Annotated in this window: 3 protein-coding genes; all 3 read left to right on the top strand. The window is 71.7% G+C overall.

Features of this window, described 5'->3' with window-relative positions; translation table 11 throughout:
* The first annotated feature begins 282 nt into the window (after positions 1-282).
* The 3 genes from ACFWXO_RS23750 to ACFWXO_RS23760 all read left to right on the top strand — a co-directional run bounded on the left by ACFWXO_RS23750 (position 283) and on the right by ACFWXO_RS23760 (position 2653).
* A complete protein-coding gene (locus ACFWXO_RS23750; RefSeq protein WP_380525715.1) occupies positions 283-1107 on the top strand; it encodes an SDR family oxidoreductase in 825 nt (274 codons plus the stop codon).
* A gap of 9 nt (positions 1108-1116) precedes the next feature.
* Positions 1117-2037, top strand: coding sequence for a helix-turn-helix transcriptional regulator (locus ACFWXO_RS23755; RefSeq protein WP_380525717.1), 921 nt, complete (start codon positions 1117-1119; stop codon positions 2035-2037).
* A 175-nt stretch (positions 2038-2212) separates the two neighbouring features.
* Entirely contained in the window at positions 2213-2653 is a 441-nt protein-coding gene (locus tag ACFWXO_RS23760; protein ID WP_380525719.1) for a hypothetical protein, read from the top strand.
* Positions 2654-3013: the final 360 nt, after the last annotated feature.

The following is a 3013-nucleotide window of genomic DNA, read 5'->3' on the forward strand; positions in this document are numbered from 1 at the left end:
GCGAGCCCCGCCCCCACCCCGCCCCCCCCCCGGAGGGGCGCGGGGCTCCCTTCCTGGCGGGGTGGGGGGGCGGGGGGGGGGGCCCCCCCCGCGCCCCCCACGTCTGCGCGCAGCAGGCGAGGGGTGCTCTCGCAGTACCTGGAACACCAGGGTCTCCCCGACGTCCGGAACGCCTGTCAGCCTGGACACATGCCGCAGCCCCACCCCCATCGGTGAACTTGGGCTGCCCCGCATGCGCGACCGTGTCGGCGCGTTCTTCCACGGCAGAACGGACGGAGATCCATGGCGGACGACCAGTTCACCACCCACGCAGAACTTTTCGATCTGCGGGGGAAGTACGCCCTCGTCACCGGCGGCACCCGGGGAATCGGGCTGATGACAGCGCGCGGCCTGCTCCAGGCGGGCGCCCGCGTCGTCATCAGCTCACGCGACGCGGACGCGTGCGCGGAGGCACAGCGCCTCCTGTCCGCCTTCGGCGACGTCCGAGCGATCCCCGCCGACCTGTCCAGGCACGACGAGTGCCGACGCCTCGCCGACCTCGTCCAGGCCGACTCGGAACGCCTGGACATCCTCGTCAACAACGCGGGGGCGATGTGGCGCGAGCCGCTGGAGACGTTCCCGGACGAGGCCTGGGACGCGGTGATCGACCTCAACCTCAAGGCGCCGTTCCGGCTGGTGCAGGCGCTGCTCCCGGCACTCCGCAGGGCGGGCACCGCCGATGACCCCGCGCGGATCATCAACATCGGCAGCATCGCCGCCCTTCACGTCGCCGAGGCGCCCACCTACTCGTACGCAGCCAGCAAAGCGGCACTCCACCAACTCACCCGCGTGCTCGCCCGAGAGCTGGGCCCACAGCACGTCACGGTGAACGCGGTGGCGCCGGGAGTGTTCCCGTCGCGGATGACGGCGTCCACGATCGATGCCGTCGGCGGCACGATCGCGGCGGCGGCCCCGCTGCGCCGGCTCGGCCGCGACGACGACATGGCGGGTGTCGCCGTGTTCCTCGCCAGCCGGGCCGGGGCCTACCTCACGGGCACCGTCATCCCGGTGGACGGCGGCATCGCGACGACCGCAACGGGCACCCCTCCGGCCGCGGTACGGGCTTAGGGTGACGGGATGGCCACGATGGATCCACGCACCGAGATCCGGGAGTTCCTCGGCTCGCGCCGCGCCCGCATCGCACCCGCGCAGGCGGGCCTGCCCGCCTACGGCGGCAACCGTCGGGTCAAAGGACTGCGCCGCGAGGAGGTGGCGCTACTCGCGGGGGTGTCGGTCGACTACTACGCGCGAATGGAGCGCGGCAGCCTCGCCGGCGCCTCCGACGGTGTGCTCGACGCGTTGGCCTCCGCCCTGCAACTCGACGAGGCCGAGCGCGACCACCTGTTCCACCTCGCGCGCCGATCCGCGGTGCCCGGCGGCCCACGCCGACGCAGGCCTGCCGTGACGGTGCGCCCGACGCTGCAACAGGTGCTCGACGCGATCTCCGGTGCGCCGGCCTGGATCGGCAACGGCCGCTACGACGTGCTCGCCATGAACCAACTCGCCCGCGCGCTCTACTCACCGGTGCTGGCCGACCCACGACGGCCCGCGAACACGGCGCGGTTCGTCTACCTGAACCCCGAGGCGGCCAGAGAGCTCTTCGTCGACTACGACCAGATCGCCGGTGCCGTGGCCGCGAAGCTGCGCATGGAAGCCGGCCGCAATCCGCACGACGAGGAACTGATCGCCCTCGTCGGCGAACTGTCGACGTCCAGCGAGCTGTTCCGGCAGCGGTGGGCATCCCAGGACGTGCGGCTGCACCGGTCCGGCCGCAAGCGAGTGCGCCATCCGATCGTGGGCCGGCTCGACCTGGACGTCGAGACCCTGGAACTGCCCGCCGAACCCGGCCTGCACCTCAACGTCTACACCGCACCCGCGGGCACACCGACCGCCGACAACCTGACGCTCCTGGCGTCGTGGGCGGCCACCCGACAGGCGACGGCGGCCGAGCTCGAAGCGCGCAACGGACAGACCGATCAATGTCACAACGACCACTAACTCGCCGGTTGGATCCGCTCGCTGGATCTGCTCGTCGGCAGGATCGTCGGTCGGCCGGTTCGATCAGGTGCTCCATACTGTGCGGGCCGGGCAGGACGAGAGAACGGGGAGGGCCTTCGTGGTAGCCGCTGAGGATGTCGAACGATGCTTCGGTCCCGCCCGGGGTTACTCGGACGTGGAGGCGTGGACGGCCATCGAGGAGGTGGCCGGGGAACTGCCGTCGGAGTACAAGCGGTTCGTCGCCGCCTACGGTCCCGGCGTGGTCGGGAACTTCCTGTCGGTGTTGCACCCGCAAGCGCCCGAGTACACCATGCTCGATCTGATGAACGCGATGGGACCGCTGTACCAGGCGCTGGTGCCGGACAGGATTCCGTACGACCTCTACCCCCGTGAGCGCGGGATGGTGCTGTGGGCCAACACCCAGGAAGGCGACGCCTGCTTCCTGATCCCCCGTGCGGACGGCTCCTGGGGGATCGGCGTCTGGTTCCGCCAGTGGGCTGCCTGGGAGGAGTTCGACCAGGACGTCCCCAGCTGGTTGGTCGGTCAGGTCGACGGGGACCTGGAGATCCCCGGCCTGCCACTCCGTGTGCGTGGAGGTTTCACCCCGGAGGCCTGAGCGGCGGGCCGGGGACGCCGCGCTGATCAAGGCAGTCCAGCAGTGCGGTCGGAGTCCGCGGCCGGCGTTCCGGAGTCGTCGGCCGACGGGCGAACTCGCCGATCGCGCCTTCGCGCCGGCGGTGTGGAGTTCCTTGCTTTCCCTCTCAGGCCTCGCTCTCTCCTCGCCTGCTACGCCTTCCGCCTGCACGTTCCCGGTGATGGCGGGCCCTGGCTGCGGTCCTGGCTCCGCCCACTTTGGGGAGGGCGGCGGGCCACGGCGGGCCATTGGTCCTTCGGATGGAACCGCCCGCCCGGGCGCCGGGGGGCTGGTGGCCGCGGATCGGGGGGGTGGGGGGCGGGGGGCTAGAGTGGTGGTGAC

Source organism: Kitasatospora sp. NPDC059088, assembly GCF_042738155.1.
GTDB lineage: Bacteria > Actinomycetota > Actinomycetes > Streptomycetales > Streptomycetaceae > Kitasatospora.

What these genes read in the sequence shown, in the direction of transcription:
- ACFWXO_RS23750 (WP_380525715.1), top strand. Translation starts at nt 283, where the DNA reads ATGGCGGACGACCAGTTCACCACCCACGCAGAACTTTTCGATCTGCGG.
- ACFWXO_RS23755 (WP_380525717.1), top strand. Translation starts at nt 1,117, where the DNA reads ATGGCCACGATGGATCCACGCACCGAGATCCGGGAGTTCCTCGGCTCG.